This window comes from Staphylococcus sp. URHA0057 (assembly GCF_000620265.1).
Lineage (GTDB): Bacteria > Bacillota > Bacilli > Staphylococcales > Staphylococcaceae > Staphylococcus > Staphylococcus pasteuri.
In genome coordinates this window covers 207,102-223,902 of the sequence record NZ_KK211097.1, presented here as the reverse complement: position 1 = coordinate 223,902, position 16,801 = coordinate 207,102, and the positions used below count along the sequence as shown (strand labels likewise).

Sequence of the window (16,801 nt, the reverse complement as noted above, 5' to 3'; positions counted from 1 at the left end):
GCAGTCTTACTTCTTATATATTCTGCGCCATTACTATTAGTTTAAATTAAAATGGAGTTAGCCTACGAAGACATATATTATGTTTCCATAGGCTAACTCCAAATACATAAGAAACTAATCCTCATTTAAATAAGTCGTTAATAATTCAATATAGTACTCAACAAATTGATGATATGTTTCTTTATTGACGTGCTCATTGATTTGATGTGGTACAGTTCCAGGTCCAAACATTAAGAATGGAAAGTGTTCATCTTTATCTCGAAGTAAATTAGAGGCATCAGTCACGCCTACAGTTGGAGTCGCAACGACCTCACGATTAAAGATAGTCTTTGCAACTTGTTGACCTAATGCTATTAAGCGATTCTCTCCTGTTGTAAGCACTGGATCTAAATCTAAATATATATCCTCTTCAAGTTGTCCACCTTCTCCATTAATTTGATTGATATGTTTGTCGAATAGTGCTTTCACTTTATCATTATCAAATTCTGGGACAGTACGTATATTAAAATCCGTTGTGGCCTTATCTGGTATTGAATTCACTTGATTACCACCATGAATCATTGTGTGATTAATAACTAAACCTTTGACCACTTGTGCTAATTGTTGTTCATCTATAGGGCCGTTTATTCTTTCCTTAACGCCTTCTATAAAATGTGAAAAGTCTAACTGTTGATAATTTAATTCTTGTTGAAGTTGTTCATATTCATCATCTATATTACGCACAAAATCTAATAAAGGTTTAATCGCATTTTTACCTACAATTGGCACAGAACTATGTGCTGCTTGTCCTCTAGACACAATTTGATAATCCATTGAACCTTTATGTGCATAGACAATACCTGACTCAGATGGTTCAGCAATGATAAGTGCATCTACATCGTCCGTATAGCCTGCTTTGTATAATTGTTCGGAACCAAGCTGTTGCATTTCTTCTCCAGCTGTCGCCATTAACTTAATTGTACCTTTTTCCAATAAACCACGTTCATGAATGTCTATCATTGCAATGACTAATGCAGCTAGTCCTGCTTTCATATCCGATGTCCCACGACCATATAACAAGCCGTCTTGTTCAGTTAATTCAAATGGTGGATATGTCCAATCGCCATAATCACCTTCCGATACTACGTCCATGTGACCAGAAATGCCTACAACGGGATGACCGTCGCCTATTGAGGCAATTAGATTAGCACGCTGATGACGTCCTTTAATTTCATCAATTTCTGCTTTGATACCGTGCTTTTGTAGTAATGATTGTAAATATTTTGCTACTTCAATTTCATTATCATTTACGGTTTTAATCTCTATCAAATCTTTTAATATTTGTAATTGCTCATCTTTTGAAAATACACTCATGTTAAATACTCCTTTAATACTGTTGTTCCATTAGGATCATTTAATAATATTACCCATATCCTAACCTGCAAAAATTTAATCTTTGGCAACAGATTCATGGTATCTATCAAAGTGTAGTCAATCAAACAATTCATATTGAAATATAGCTATTGCCCTTTAAAATCTTTCAATTGATAGTTGTTACTATTTTAACAATACATTACTATTGTCATTAAAAATCTGATGCTGCTCATTTTCATCAAAATAATTAGACGCACCAATATCTTGTTCCATTTTAGCAATCCAATCGTTAGGTGCATAATGTGCATCTGAGCCAAAAACGATATGAGATGTATCAGTAATTTCTTTCAAACTCGCAAATGTAGAGTCACCTGTTGAAAGTGCTGTATCATAATAAAATCGACGAATATAATCGTCAGCAGAATATTGTAATTGTGACATTCGCTTCAAACTATGTAGATATGTTTTGAACATTTTTCCATAGCGAATAGGGTGTTTAGCAACTTCTCCAATCATCCTTGTCTTACTTCCCGTTAAATATGGCTTCAGACGTTCTTTCGGATTCACCATTATATAACTTAATGTTTCAAGTGTTTGGTTAATTCGCCATTCTAAATACGGCAACGTACCTCCAGCATGCGCCAAAATAAATGTAATATTTGGATAACGATCTAACGTACCACTCAATATTAAATTAGTCGCTGCTCGCGAAGTATTAAAGGTAAATTCTTCTATAAAATCCGCTACAACATATTGAGGTTTTTTCACTTTATCTGAAGACGAACTAGGGTGCACAAACACCACGCCATGACGATCATTAATTGCTTTCATCACTGGCTCAAATATATCGTCGCCTAAATATTGATCTCCATAATTAGATAACAATCCAATACCGTCTAATTTCAATTCATCTAGAGCATAAGCTACTTCATTGATTGACTGTTTAACATGCGGCATCGGTAGTAAAGCAAAGCTTTTAAAACGTTCTGGGTAGTCTTTCTTTAATTGTGCTTGATACTCATTTACTTCTCTAGCTACTTTAGAAGCTTGCTTCTTATTAAACGGTAATGTTGCCGGCTCTGAAATAGAAGTTACACCTATATTTATGTTTAATTCATTCATCATATTAAGACTGTCCTCAGGCTTCCAATCCTTGATAGGATAGCCACCAGCAGTTGTTACACCTATCTTACGTAATGCGTCTTTATATACTTTAGGAATAATGTGATGGTGAATATCTATTATTTGTAAATTCTCTTTCATAATCAAACACTCACTTTCTACTATTGAAATCAATTGCAATATTATTTAAGTTATCTTATATTTTAATAGACAATACGTCTATTAAATAACTTAACAAATTTCCATAATGAATACTCGCAGAAACTTCTCGAATTATAGGTTTAATGTACATATCAATGATATATGTTGATTATCTTTAACATAATAGAGTATTTATGCAATAAAGGATGAAGCAGAAATGGACAAAAGACAAATTCGTACTAACCAATATTTAAAAAAGGGACTTACTCAATTATTAAATCAAGTAAGTTATTCTAATATCACGATTAAACAATTAGCTGACGCTGCTAATATCAATCGCAGTACTTTTTATTTACATTATAAGAGCAAGGACGATTTCTTAAACTCTGTAATTGAGGAAACGATTGATGAGCTTACCGATTATGTAAAACAATCTTCAGTCAATGATGATTCTATATTTAATACTGAATTTAAAGTGTCTTTCACACGGTTATTAGAATATATTGAACTTAATTTTGAGTTTGTAAAAGTACTCATTACAAATATGAATACAACCTATTTTCGCGCATTACTAGTAGAAAAGGTTCGTGAAAATATTTATTATCCATTATTGGAAAAAAACAACGTTGAAATGAACTTCCAAAAAGATATTATATTGAATCATACAATATATGGTGATTTAGGAGTTATTGAAAGTTGGTTTAACAGCGAGAATTATTATAGCTCTCATTATATTGCGGAGGTACTTTTCGATGTTTCTAGCCATTCTCCCATATCACTATTAGGTATTGAATCTGAATTTGAAAATCAATAACCTAACATCAACCTATATCATATTCAAATTCGCACTCTAAAGATTAGTTATTTGTCTAATTTTTAGAGTGCTTTTTAGTTAGCTTAGTTTTAAATCAACACATATTTATCTATTATTTTAATATTGATAGACGATAATATACATACTGTCTATTAAGTCGGATTTTTACAAAATGAAACCAAGATTTTCTAATCAAAATGTGCTATTTTAACTAATAGACACACTGTCTATTATAAAAGAAATCATTATTATTAATATTCAACTATATGGAAAGTAGGGATCATATGGCGTATATAAAGTTAGAAAATTATTCAAAAATATTTGGAACTGGAGATCAAAAGGTCTATGCAAATAACGATATTTCATTTGAATTAGAACAAGGTCAACTTATGGTCATTGTAGGTTCATCTGGTGCAGGTAAATCAACATTATTAAATACATTAGGTGGTATGGATTCAGCTACAGAAGGAAAAGTCATCATTAATGGTACGGATATTGCTCAATTTTCCGAAAAAGAATTAACTACTTATCGACGGAAATCAGTTGGATTTGTCTTCCAATTCTATAATCTTATTCCTAACCTTACGACTTTAGAAAATTTAGAACTTGCATCTGAACTATCATCAGAAGCATTAGATCCTAAAGAAACGCTAAAAAAAGTTGGTTTAGAAAAAAGAATGGGTAACTTCCCTTCCCAACTATCTGGTGGTGAGCAACAACGTGCTTCTATTGCCCGTGCCGTTGCAAAAAATCCAGACTTACTATTATGTGACGAACCAACAGGCGCATTAGATTACAAAACTGGTAAAAAGATTTTACAAGTTCTGCAAGATTTAAGCCATGAAAATAATAAAACGGTCATTATCGTGACGCATAACGCAGCATTAAAAGATATGGCAGACCATGTAATTGAAATATTCGACGGAAAAATTAAAGAAGACTACATCAATGATCATCCTAAACCAATATCAGAAATTGAATATTAAGGAGGATATACATGAATAAATTAAATAAAACGATATTACGTGAATTTAAGTCATCATTTCCTCGCTTCATTTCAATTACTATTTTGTTAGCTTTAGGTGCTTTCATATTAATCGGCTTAAAAGTAACGGGCGATGATATGCGACTAACTGGAGATCAATATTTTAAAGATCATCATATGGCTCACGCACAAGTAACAAGTCCTATTGGCTTTTCAAAAGATGATAAACAACATATTAATAATATGGATCATGTGGCTAAGACAGAATATAGCATTTCGAAAGATGCTCGTATTGCAAATTCAAATAAAGCTATTCGATTAAACGAAAACACATCAAAATTGTCTACCTATAAAGTTAAAAAAGGTCGTTTGCCAAAATCTTCTAATGAAATTGCTTTAAATGCGCAAGATACTTCAAAATATAAAATTGGACAAACAATTGATTTTACAAATAATAAAGGTAAAAAAGATATTTCTGGACTTAAACATCATCAATACAAAGTTGTTGGTTTCGTAACCTCAAGTGATTACATGCAAAAGCAAAATTTGGGCGTAACCAATGTTGGTAAAGGACAAATCGATACATTCGGCGTACTAGCAAAATCTGGATTCAACAATTCCAAACCAAATGTTGCTAAACTAACTTATAATAACGTCCACGGTAACAGCTACTCAGACCGATTTGAAAAACAAATTAATAGTAATGCTTCAAATAATGCTGATGATTTAGAAAAATGGTCTGACAAACAATGTTCAGATATGAAAGATGATAAACAAGCAGAACTTAATAAAGCGAAAAAAGCGTTAGATAAACAAAAAGATTCAGTTAATGAAAATAAAACTATGCTACAACAAACTGGCAAACTAAAAGACGCTCAACAAGATATAGCTAAATCTGAAACACAACTCAAAAACAAAGAGAACGACATTAAAAAATTAGATGATATTAACTACGAAATTCAACCACGTAGTGATTACAATCAAGGCTATAGTCAGTTTGGTGAATCAGCTAAACGTATTGATATTTTATCTAACACATTCCCTATCATTTTCTTTGCAGTAGCAATTTTAGTTACATTTATAACAATGTCTAGAATGGCTGAAGAAAAAAGAATGAATATGGGTGTAATGCGTGCTCTTGGCTATACAAAATTTGACGCTATGAAACTGTTCTTAATTTATGGCACAAGTGCTGCAGTTATAGGTACTGCACTTGGTAGTTTCTTCGGTACATGGTATTTACCTGAAAAAATTTATCAAGCCTATGCTGCTAACTTGATTGTGCCTGAAATCCAAACACCTACTCACTGGTTGTGGATTGGTATTAGTCTATTAGTCGCATTACTTTGTACAGTTGTACCTTCAGTATATATTGCTTGGAAAGCTTTAAAAGAACAACCTAAATATTTATTATTACCAAAACCACCAAAAGCCGGTTCAAAAATATTATTAGAACGTCTACCATTTATTTGGAATAAATTGTCATTCAATCATAAAGTGACTGCTCGTAACCTTTTCAGATACAAAGGTCGTATGTTTATGACAATACTCGGCGTGTTTGGCTGTACATCACTGTTAATTACTGGTTTCGGTATGCGAGATTCATTAAATGGTATTATCCATAACCAATATCAAAATATTATTCACTACGATATTATTAGTGTTTATAATACGCATGCGTCACAACAAGACAAAGATAAATATAATGACAAAATTAATGATTTAGACTCAGTTAAACAAAAAGATGATGTCTACTATCAATCGGTTACTACTAAACCTAAAAACGTTATAGATAATCAACAAATTTCTATGATTGTTCCTAAAAACTCTGATACCTTTAAGGATTATATGACCTTACGTGACGCCGATTCAGATAAGAAAATAAAATTAAGCAATAATGGTGTTGTTATTTCTGAAAAATTAGCTAAACTTGGCCACTACAAAAAAGGTGATACTCTAACAATTAAAGATGATACTAATGCTAAACATAAAGTCAAAATTGATGGTATCGCTCAAATGTATGCTGGACATTACATGGTGATGAACAAACAATATTACGAAAAAGCATTTGATAAAGATATCGATTATAATGCTAAAATTTTAAATTTAAAAGATAGATCCGCTTCAAATATTAATAAAGTTTCAAGTGAATTAAATGAACAAGATGCGAGCCAAACAGCCGTGCAATCCAACCAAGCTAAAACAGCCATCAATACAATTTTAGACGGTCTTGATAATATCGTCTTAATCATTGTCGTTGCATCATCTGCGTTGTCATTCGTTGTACTCTTCACATTAACGAATATTAATGTATCTGAACGTACACGAGAACTCGCCACACTTCGAGTATTAGGCTTTTATAAAAAAGAAACAGTGATGTATATTTACCGAGAAACAATACTTCTCACTATCATCGGTATTTTAACTGGATTTATCGGTGGCACTTATTTACATCACTTTATTATGGATACATTGCCACCTAACAATGCTATGGCTGACTTAACGTTATATTGGACAAACTTTACATTCTCTACGCTATTAACGTTAGTATTTGCATTTATTGTAATGCTGATTATGGCTAGAAAAATAAGTAGAATTGATATGCTCAATGCGTTAAACTCAGCAGATTAAAGTAAATATATGAATATATTCCTGTAATTAAAGGGACATGCAACTCATGAGCGAAGCGTTTTAAGAGTTGCGTGTCCCTACTTTAATATTTGTTAATTTAAAACTATATAATAGTATTTTCAAATTTATATGTATATACTATGAATATTACATTTAAAGGAGCAAATAAAATTAATGAAGACATTACTTATTAATGCGCATCCGTATTTTAATAATGATGCGACTTATACTGCTAAATTGAAAAATTTATTTTTAGAAAAGTTTAATACTGCATTTCCAGAAGGTGAAATTGAAGAATTAAATTTATATGATATTGCACTACCTCGTTTAGAGAGTGATCAATTATTACATGTGTGGTCTAAATTAGGTTCAGGAGAAGAATTATCAGCTGAAGAAAGCCAAATCGCTGAGATGTCTTCATTTTTACTAAACCAATTTAAAGAACATCATCGTATTGTTATTTTGACACCTTTACACAACTTCAATATCACGTCTAGATTAAAAGATTATATCGACAATATTATGGTGGCAAGAGAAACATTTAAATATACTGAAGATGGTTCTGTTGGGCTGATGACAGATGACTACAAAGCATTATTACTACAAGCGAGTGGTGGCGTTTATACGAATGATGACCGTTACACACCTCTTGAATTCTCATACCATTATTTAAGAGAAATGTTCAAAGAAATTATGGGCTTTGACGAATTTTACGTAGCTCGTGCGGAAGGTACATCAGTGCTACCAGAAGATGAAATTATAAAAGGCGCTAAAGAAGACTTAGACCAAGTATTCGATGCGTTTTATACAAAAGGATAATATCAAATAAAGAAACCCGTAATAGAACGATTTAATCGCTCTGTTACGGGTATTTATTTTGTCTTTATATTAAATAATGATATTTAGACTACCTCAAGACTGCCCAAACATTAAAATGCCACTGTACCTACCAACATTGCAATTAATAATAATACGATTGCGAAGCCCCATACCCAGAAGAACGCATATTTGATATATGTTCCCATATTAGCTTCAGCTAATCCAAGTGCAAGCCATAATGCTGGTGCAAATGGGCTCACAAATGTACCAATAATATTACCGATGACCATTGAGTATGCAGTAGATACTTGAGATACGCCAAATTCTGCTGCAGTTTGTTTCACAATTGGTAATAACGCAAAGTAATAAGCGTCTGTACTTGTTAATAAATCAAGTGGCACACCTAATAATCCTACAATAATGTGGATATAAGGGCCTACAGGTTGTGGAATGATCTTAATTAAATCTGTTGCGATTGATTTCAACATTCCTGTATGGTCTAACACACCTAAAAACATACCGGCACCGACGATAACTACTGCCATCATTAATGCGTTAGGTGCATGTGCTTTGACGCGGTCCATTTGTTCATCGACACTCTTATAGTTAATAATTAAAGCTAATGCGACACCTATCATAAATGCAAATTCTGGTGGTGCTATATTTGAAAGCATAATGACCATAACTAAAATCGTTAACAGTGTATTAATCCAAATGATAGACCCATGCTCTTTTGCGCGACCTCTAACTGGGAATTTTATCTCTTGATCATGTTCATAATGTCTCACCAATTTATGTATATCTATATCTTGTGTTTGTTCAAGCTCTCCATTAGCGATACCTTTTTGAATACGTCGTTTCTCTCTAAATCCTAAATAAACAGCTAGTATCATGACTAATACAAACCCAATAATTTGTATAGGTATCAAACCGTACCATAATTCATTAACACTTTTAGCCTTTAACACTGTTGCTACACGAGCCATTGGTCCGCCCCACGGCACCATATTCATCACTGCTGCACTAAGTGCTAATAATAAGATGAGTAAGTAACGACTCATGTTCAATGCCTTATAAAGTGGTAATAACGCTGGAATACATAGTAAAAATGTAACCGCTCCTGCGCCATCTAATTGCGCAATTGTACCAAGCAATGCTGTCATAATACATACAATAATCACATTACCTCGTGTCATTAATAATAATCTTTTAACAACGGGCTTAAATAAACCACTATCTGTCATAATGCCAAAGAAAATAATCGCAAAAATAAACATAATGACGACATTCATGACTTGTGACAAACCTTTGTCAAAGAACGTCACTAAATCATGAACGTTATAGCCTAGTATAAGTGCTCCAAGACACGGAATTAACGTCATCCCCACGAATGGACTAATCTTCTTGGCAATTAATAAACCAACAATCGAAATAATAATGAGTAATCCCATTATCGTTAACCACATATGATCCCCTTGCATGACTAACATCCCCTTTGAAATTATTAAATTTTAAAACCCCTAAATATTTAAGTAGAAAAAATTTTCCGAAAATTTTTTATTACAAATATTTTAACATAAATGATTAATCGAGGAATATATGGGTATTTAAATATATTATTATTTTTAACTTAACTACGCTATTTCATTTTAAATAGTATCTTGTACAATAAAAAACTTTCTAATTAAAAGGGATTAATCATGTTAAAGAAATTTATTTTATGTCTCGTAATCTTTTTAGCGATATTCACTATATTTTTCCAAAAGAAACTAGATAAATCAGAAATAGAAAAAGGCATTACGTTAGATATTGCACGTAAACACTATACAGAACATAGTATTAAGCAAATTATCAAACATCTTAGTAAACATCATGGTACATACTTACAGTTACATTTTTCTGATAATGAAAACTACAGTATCTATTCAAAAATGTTAAAGCAGACATCCAACAAAACGAATTCATACTTTTTAACTAAAAAAGAACTCAAATCTATTATTAAATATGCGAACCAAAGAAACGTTCAAATTATTCCAGAAATAGATTTACCTTCTCACTCAAAATCCATTCTTACTTTATTAAGAAAACATCATCCTGATACATATCAAAAAGTCGTATCGCAAGATGATTCAAGTACGATTGATTTTATAGATAATAAAGATTCATTGAAATTCTCTAAAGATTTAATTTCAGAAATTAGCGGTTTATTTAAACAGCCGAAGTATAAAGATGAACAGAAAATGGTCATTGGTGGCGATGAAGTGCCCGGTAGTGGTGCGAACCAACAACAATTCGTAAAATACATCAATCAAATTTCCAATTATGCGAATTCCAATAACTATGAAACTAAAATATGGAACGATTCCATAACTAAAGAAGGTCTGAAACAGTTAGATCAAGCCATTATCATTATGTATTGGCAACAGAAAAATCAAAATAGCTTAACACCAAAAGACTTTTTCGATTACAACCATCAAGTTGAAAACTTTAATAGTCAGTCCTTATATCTATTTCCTAGAGATGAAAAATCAACTTCAACATCTAAAAATATTGATTTAATATCTGACACAAAAATAACGTCATTTAATACGTACCATAATCATCAAAAGAACTATTACGATACAAACCTAAACGGTGTGACGATGAGTTTTTGGGGAGAGTTTGCTTCTTCTCTAAGTCAAAATGATCTCATCAAGTACATCATTAAATACATTAAAATATTTTTCTAATATTAAGCTATTGTTAACACAACATTTTTTGTCCATTGATTTATTGCTAAGTTTTTCCTTTTTGACAGTAAACTAAAACTGTCTAAAGCGTTTTTTCACCCATAAACTCTTTTTACCAACTAAAACTTCTTAAGCATAAAATTTTTAACTCTATTATTAATAATAGAGTTATTTTTGTTTAATAATAATTATACCAATTATAACTTTTTTATATATTAAAAAAGTGTTGCAACTCCTAGAAAACTGCATTATCATCAGTTCATGTTAAAAATTCCTAGGGGGAGAAACATGAACTTATTAAATTTCTTAATACTTTATCCGTTATTTATGTCTGTATTTTGGATAGTAGGAACGATTATTTATATGTTCTTTTCTGAGCTATGGCTTACTCAAAAACCGACTAAAGCCATAGGAGAAGAAGGTATATCATTTTTAGTTCCTTGCTTTAACGAAGAAGAAACAATTAAAGATACAATTGAAAATCTATTGTCATTAGAATTTCCAAACAAACAAATCATTGTCATCAATGATGGAAGTTCAGATAATTCTGCACAGATTATTTATAAGCTTCAAGAAACAATGGATTTCACATTTGTCGATCTTAAAGTCAATCAAGGGAAAGCCAATGCTCTAAACAAAGGTGTTGATTATGCCGAGTATGATTACGTTATGGGCATAGACGCAGACACGCTTATCGATAATTGCGCACCTTACTTTATGATTCAACACTTCCAAGACAATCCTAAATTAGCAGCAGTTACTGGTAATCCAAGAATAAGAAATAAAAAATCTATACTTGGTAAAATCCAAACTATTGAATATGCAAGTATGGTAGGAAGTATCAAACGTGCACAATCTTTAACAGGAAAAATTAATACAATCTCTGGTGTATTTACACTATTTAGAAAATCTGCAGTTATACAGGTTGGAAAATGGGATATCGATATGATTACTGAAGATATTGCCATCTCATGGAAATTCCATCTAGCAGGATTTCAAATTAAATATGAACCTAGAGCACTTTGTAGAATGCTTGTACCCGAAACTGTGGGAGGCCTATGGAAACAACGATTAAGATGGGCACAAGGCGGACAAGAAGTTTTAATTCGTGACTTTAAAGCCGGGTTAAAATCAATGAATCCAGCCATTTATTTACTCGTATTCGAACAAATCTTTTCGCTTATATGGGTTTACTGCGTTGTCTCTATTTTAATCATTCAAATTATAAATGCTAACTTCTTAGACTACTACTTCTTAAATTATAAATTTTCACTCATCATTTTATCGGCCTTATTACTAACATTTATCAATACAGTTCAATTCACAGTTTCACTTATTGCAGATAGTAAATACGAAAAAATTAATATTTTCACTATTTTCTATTTAAGCTGGTATTCAGCTATATATTGGTTGCTTAACGCTTCCGTCGCTATTATTGCCTTTCCAAAAGCACTTACTAGAAAGAAAGGAGAGTTTGCCACATGGACAAGCCCAGACAGAGGAAAAAGCTAAGTACATATTTTTGTTTACATTGTATAAGAGAAGTCATTACTTTTGCATTAAGTATTATATTTTGGGTCTATTTCGCTATAGCCTGCATTCTAATTATTGGCTCACTTTTCAATTTAAGTCATGAATTAGTTTTAATTATAAGAACGTTACTGAACATTGAACAAGACACTATGTTCGAAACTTTCGATTTATTATTAAAATTCATCATTTTTGATGCTATTGTATTCTCATTATTCTTATTAATTAGAAAAAGAATATATAAAAAAGAAGGTATTAATCATGGGAAAGTGTTCTAAACTTATTGCCACCCTATTATTCACGTCATTATTTTTCTTGATGATTTTTTATGACAATACTTCATTCGCTAAAGAAAAGAAAAACCCGTTAAATAGTAAACATCATGAAAACAGCGCTTTAGCATTAAATTACCATCGTGTCCGTGATGGTAATTGGTTTGAAGATACATTATTCACCATTTCAAGTAGTAAAGAAATTAATGATTATAGTGTGACTAAAAAAGAATTTAATAAACAAATTAAGTGGTTGAAAGATCATGATGCACACTTTTTAACAGAAAAGGAATTTCAACATTATAAGAGTAAAGGTAAGTTCCCTGCGCGTAGTGTATGGATCAACTTCGATGATATCGACATGTCCGTTTATGACAGTGCTTATCCGATATTAAAGAAATATAATGTACCAGCAACAGGATTTGTGATTACCGGCCATGTCGGAGAAGATGATTTCCACAATCTTAACCTCATTAACCTAAGTAAATTAAAAGAAATGCAGAAATCAAAGATTTGGACATTCAGTTCTCATACACATAACCTTCACTCATTAACCAAAGACAACAAGTCAATTATTACAAAAAAAAGTGGAAAACAAATTAAAAATGATATAAGTAAAAGTAACCATTATATTAACAAAAACTTTGATAAGACTAATAATTCTTTAGCCTTTCCATATGGAGAACCAAGTAAGAAAAATATAAAAATATTGAAATCTGAAAATATTAAATATGCTTATACATTAGCAGACCGCTCAGTCTATCCAGATGATGATAATTATGCTATTCCACGTGTTTTAGTAAACGAGGATTCCTTTAATAAATTAATTAAAAAATGGGATGGTTTTAAAGATGGCAAGTCAAAATAAAAAGAAAAAAGAACTCATCTACCTTAGAGCATTTCTCTGCGTTATTATTATCGTCACACATATATTAACGCAATATATGCGCGGTATAGATGGTGATGATACAGCGCAACTTAAAGTCATTTATTATGCTCAAAATATATTTATCTTTGGCACACCGTGTTTCATCGTGTTGTCTCAATTACTGACAACGTTAAATTATTCTTCATTAAAATTGAATTATTTAACATCACGTTTTAAATACATCATTATGCCCTATTTATTAGTAGGTTGTTTCTATTGTTATAGTGAATCCAGAAAATTAGGAGATCCTTTCTGGCATCAATTCTACCAAAATGTCGTATTAGGATATTGGTATGGTTATTTTATTATCGTTATAGTTCAGTACTTCATATTAAGCTATATCATCTATAAAATATCACCTAAAATATTCAATAGTAAAATTCTATTAATAGGATCATTCATTGTTCAATTTGTATTTTTGCGTTTACTACATACAAATCATGCATTCGAAACACAATTACATCACATATATCCATTAAGTGATAATACATTTATTTTAGGATGGATCTTTTTCTTCTTCCTAGGTGGTTATATCGGCTATAACTACAATAGAATTATGAAGTTTGTTTATGAATTTCCGTTTATTATACTAACTTTATCTGTAGTGTCTTATTTAATTTTTGTGTTTGCATTTGGTAAACATGATTATTGGAATGTAACAAGTTATACTGAAACATTAATGCTATATCATACATTTATGTTTTTACTATTACTTAGTATATTTATTCATTTCAATACGCTTATGTATGGCGTCACGAATTTAGTTAATTCATTTTCATTTTTCATATATCTATTACACCCGATCATTTTAGAATATCTATATGAATATACGTCTATTTTCATCAATACAAGTATTATCTTTATAGTAATATCATTAGTGTGTACTTTAGGTATGTGTGTGGGTGTCGGTATTATTCTCCGAGAGTTTGCTCTATGTCGTTTCGTAATTGGTAAACAACCATATAAACTGAATGTGAATTTAAAAGACTAAAACTTTATACGAATTTATTGCCATTTGTGGTCTGTAAACAACTTACAGATTACAAATGGTTTTTTTAGTTAGTTTATAGTTGGCTTGGAATTGATGTGTTCAATGACTTTAAGAAATTGTAAATAGAAATTTATATTAGCTTCATAATTCTTATTTATGATGAAGACATCTCGTGATTGAATTTGATTAACTTTAAATTTGATCACGTTACAGTTTAAAAATTTAGTTAATAGAGGTGCTAAAATCATGACAAATAGAACGCATGCTTATAGTATTCGCAAACTAAGTATTGGTGCATCTTCAATTATGGTCGCAACGATGCTCTTAATAGGTGGCGGTAGTGTTGCACATGCAGATGAAACTAAAAACGAAAATAATAACGCACAAACGACTGCTACAACTCAATCAGATCAGCATTCAGCTCAAACTGAACAAACACAAAATGAGAACTCAAATAATCAAAATAGCAAAGCTTCATCTATAGCGAATGAAAATGCGCAAACAACTGAAACTAAAGAAGAACATTTAAATTCACAACAAGAAAATAATAATAGTGATGTTTCACGTGAAAATACAAATACTAAAACACCTAATAATAATGAAGAAAAGACTGCAAAAGAATCAGATGATCAGCAGCAAAAATCAACAAAACAAAATCAAGAATCGACTACTCAAGAAGACTCCCTTCAACCTAAAGACAACCAACAAACTAATGATTCATATGTAGATAATAAACAATCTGACAAACCAAACTCAGAAAAACAACAACCTCATGAGCAATCTAGAACAGACCAACAATCTAACACTAAAGTGGAGAAATCGGATCAAACACCATCATTAGAAAAAGACCAAACTTCTAACGAGCATCAACTATCAGCAACTCAAACTAATGACAGCAAAGATAAACAAGAGGTCCCTAAGACATCCCTGCAAGAAGACTCTGATAAAGATGTGTCGTCAGAGGCTCAGTCACAACAATCATCAAAACAACATATTACAGCTAAAGATGCTTCTGCAGCAGAAGAAAAAACTAATGAAGTGAATAATCAGTCACAAACTAAAAACACTCAATCTCAAAATGATATTAAATTGAGTCAGTTAGATAATAGTAATCAAACGCACAGCAGCCCAACAAATGATAAAGATGATGAATCAAAAGACGGTATTAATACACTTACAAAAAACGCCGTAGCAATACATAACAATAAATCTAAGGATAAAGCTGTACAACCAGCTAAAGACCAAACCAATAAAGTTGCGCCTCAAATTCAATATAAAAATCATGACCCTATTATTCTTGTACATGGCTTTAATGGTTACACTGCCGATAATGGTCCCGGCCTTGATAACAGCAATTATTGGGGTGGCGATCGTCTTAAAATCACTCAAGAAGCGCGTGCTAAAGGTTATAACGTCAGTGAAGCTAGTGTCAGTGCATTAGGCAGCAATTATGATAGAGCTGTTGAACTATACTATTACATTAAAGGTGGCACTGTAGATTACGGCGCTGCACATGCTGCAAAATACGGTCACGAACGTTATGGTAAAACTTATGCAGGTGCTTATAAAGATTGGAAACCTGGACAGAAAATTCACTTAGTTGGTCATAGTATGGGCGGACAAACCGTTAGACTATTAGAAGATATGCTTCGTAATGGAGATCCTGAGGAGGTTGAATACCAGAAGCAACATGGTGGCGATATTTCACCGTTATATAAAGGTGGACAAGATAATATGATTTCTTCAATTACAACGCTTGCAACACCTCATAACGGGACACATGCTTCAGATAAATTAGGCAACGAAGCCATCATTAGACAGGTACTATATGACTATGCCAAAACTCAAGGTGGTAAACATTCCCGCTCTGACCTTGGTTTAAGACAATGGGGATTAAAACAACAGCCTAACGAATCTTATACTGAATACGTGAAACGCGTTAAAAACAGCAAACTTTGGACAACTCAAGACAATGGCTTATATGATTTAACCACTCAAGGTGCACAAGAACTTAATAATAAGACATCTTTAAACCCTAATATTGTATACAAAACATATTCAGGTGAATCTACCGAACCAGATAAAAATGGTATTTATAAACGCGATCGTCATATGAACATTAAGTATCTAACAACAGCAAATGTTATTGGTAAACTAGATGATAAAGCTTGGCGAGAGAATGATGGACTGGTATCAACAATTTCTGCCAAACATCCATTCAACCAAAAATATGTGGATGCTTCAGATCAACCTCAAAAAGGCGTATGGCAAGTGACACCTGTTAAACATAATTGGGATCACGGTGACTTTGTCGGTACACAAAAAAATGAAAAAGATATCTCAGTAGAAGAACTTCAAGGATTTTGGGATAACATTTTAGCGGATACCGTCAAAAGCGAGAAAGTTACAGATAAGTAGGATATGTAAACAGGTCTTCCAATTTTCTTTTTAGGAAGACCTGTTTCTTTAACGTTTACAAGTTTAGT

The 16,801-nt window shown here is 31.9% G+C and carries 13 protein-coding genes; 10 read left to right on the top strand and 3 right to left on the bottom strand.

Annotated features, from left to right (window positions below; all coding sequences use genetic code 11):
- Positions 1–114 precede the first annotated feature (114 nt).
- Both N524_RS0112345 and N524_RS0112340 read right to left on the bottom strand, forming a co-directional pair.
- On the bottom strand, positions 115–1,353 hold the full coding sequence (locus N524_RS0112345; protein WP_029056691.1) for an ArgE/DapE family deacylase: 1,239 nt from the start codon (positions 1,351–1,353) through the stop codon (positions 115–117).
- 183 nt (positions 1,354–1,536) lie between these two features.
- Entirely contained in the window at positions 1,537–2,616 is a 1,080-nt protein-coding gene (locus N524_RS0112340; protein WP_029056690.1) for an amidohydrolase family protein, read from the bottom strand.
- 217 nt (positions 2,617–2,833) lie between these two features.
- Here N524_RS0112340 and N524_RS0112335 point away from each other — a divergent pair, with 217 nt between their 5' ends.
- The 4 genes from N524_RS0112335 (at position 2,834) to N524_RS0112320 (ending at position 7,865) form a co-directional block, all read left to right on the top strand.
- Positions 2,834–3,430 (top strand): TetR/AcrR family transcriptional regulator, encoded by a 597-nt coding sequence (locus N524_RS0112335; RefSeq protein WP_029056689.1) that lies wholly within the window; start codon positions 2,834–2,836, stop codon positions 3,428–3,430.
- Positions 3,431–3,714: 284 nt separating this feature from the next.
- Entirely contained in the window at positions 3,715–4,416 is a 702-nt protein-coding gene (locus N524_RS0112330; RefSeq protein ID WP_029056688.1) for an ABC transporter ATP-binding protein, read from the top strand.
- A gap of 11 nt (positions 4,417–4,427) precedes the next feature.
- Positions 4,428–7,046 (top strand): ABC transporter permease, encoded by a 2,619-nt coding sequence (locus tag N524_RS0112325; protein ID WP_029056687.1) that lies wholly within the window; start codon positions 4,428–4,430, stop codon positions 7,044–7,046.
- Positions 7,047–7,220: 174 nt separating this feature from the next.
- On the top strand, positions 7,221–7,865 hold the full coding sequence (locus N524_RS0112320) for an FMN-dependent NADH-azoreductase (protein ID WP_029056686.1): 645 nt from the start codon (positions 7,221–7,223) through the stop codon (positions 7,863–7,865).
- A gap of 110 nt (positions 7,866–7,975) precedes the next feature.
- Here the strand turns inward: N524_RS0112320 and N524_RS0112315 are convergent, their stop codons facing one another.
- Entirely contained in the window at positions 7,976–9,346 is a 1,371-nt protein-coding gene (locus N524_RS0112315) for a CitMHS family transporter (protein ID WP_029056685.1), read from the bottom strand.
- 219 nt (positions 9,347–9,565) lie between these two features.
- On the opposite strand from N524_RS0112315, the gene N524_RS0112310 reads away from it, so the two are divergent.
- The 6 genes from N524_RS0112310 to lip all read left to right on the top strand — a co-directional run bounded on the left by N524_RS0112310 (position 9,566) and on the right by lip (position 16,733).
- The gene (locus tag N524_RS0112310) at positions 9,566–10,594 is read left to right on the top strand and encodes a family 20 glycosylhydrolase (RefSeq protein WP_029056684.1); all 1,029 of its coding nucleotides are present in this window, start codon (positions 9,566–9,568) and stop codon (positions 10,592–10,594) included.
- A gap of 288 nt (positions 10,595–10,882) precedes the next feature.
- A complete protein-coding gene (gene icaA / locus N524_RS0112305; RefSeq protein WP_017637812.1) occupies positions 10,883–12,106 on the top strand; it encodes a poly-beta-1,6 N-acetyl-D-glucosamine synthase IcaA in 1,224 nt (407 codons plus the stop codon).
- Positions 12,076–12,402: an intracellular adhesion protein IcaD gene (gene icaD, locus N524_RS0112300; protein WP_029056683.1), complete on the top strand. Its 327-nt coding sequence runs from the start codon at positions 12,076–12,078 to the stop codon at positions 12,400–12,402. The genes icaA and icaD overlap by 31 nt, the downstream gene beginning before the upstream one ends.
- On the top strand, positions 12,386–13,264 hold the full coding sequence (gene icaB, locus N524_RS0112295) for an intercellular adhesin biosynthesis polysaccharide N-deacetylase (protein ID WP_029056682.1): 879 nt from the start codon (positions 12,386–12,388) through the stop codon (positions 13,262–13,264). The genes icaD and icaB overlap by 17 nt, the downstream gene beginning before the upstream one ends.
- On the top strand, positions 13,248–14,315 hold the full coding sequence (gene icaC, locus N524_RS0112290; protein ID WP_029056681.1) for a polysaccharide intercellular adhesin biosynthesis/export protein IcaC: 1,068 nt from the start codon (positions 13,248–13,250) through the stop codon (positions 14,313–14,315). Before icaB ends, icaC begins: the two co-directional genes overlap by 17 nt.
- Before the next feature lie 246 nt (positions 14,316–14,561).
- A complete protein-coding gene (gene lip, locus N524_RS0112285) occupies positions 14,562–16,733 on the top strand; it encodes a YSIRK-targeted triacylglycerol lipase (protein WP_029056680.1) in 2,172 nt (723 codons plus the stop codon).
- Positions 16,734–16,801: the final 68 nt, after the last annotated feature.